Consider the following 460-nt stretch of genomic DNA (forward strand, 5'->3'; position numbering starts at 1 on the left):
GAGAGCCTCCTTCTGAGCCGCCCCCTCATCCTCGGCTGCCGCCTCGCTTCGGCGACGACGGGGTCGCCGAAGCCCTCTCGCCGCGTGCGGGGAGGCGGGGGTGACTCTGGATGCCCGCCTTGCCCGATCTGGTCGACCAGACCCGTGCCGCCGCGCCCGACCTCCGCGGCCGTCTCCTCGAAAACAAGTCGCTCGCCGACCTCACGTGGTTCCGCGTCGGCGGGCCGGCGAAGGTGCTGTTCAGCCGCGCCGAAGAGGAGGACCTGTCCGCTTTCCTCGCCGCCCTCGATCCGTCGGTGCCTGTCATGGTGATCGGCCTCGGAGGTCGGGCGCGGCGGCGCGGATCTTGTCGATCAGATCGGGAAAGGCGGTCATCCAGAGTCTCCCCCCTCTCCCCGCACGCGGGGAGAGGGCTTCGGCGACCTCGTCGTCGCCGAAGCGAGGCGGCAGCCGGGGGTGA

At 71.7% G+C, this 460-nt stretch carries 1 pseudogene; it reads left to right on the forward strand.

Features of this window, described 5'->3' with window-relative positions:
- Positions 1-110: 110 nt before the first annotated feature.
- Positions 111-460, forward strand: a pseudogene (locus tag MKK50_RS21205) (hypothetical protein); the annotation flags it as partial.

Origin of the sequence: Methylobacterium sp. J-043 (genome assembly GCF_022829505.1) — a bacterium.
In the GTDB taxonomy this organism is placed as follows: Bacteria; Pseudomonadota; Alphaproteobacteria; order Rhizobiales; family Beijerinckiaceae; genus Methylobacterium; species Methylobacterium extorquens_A.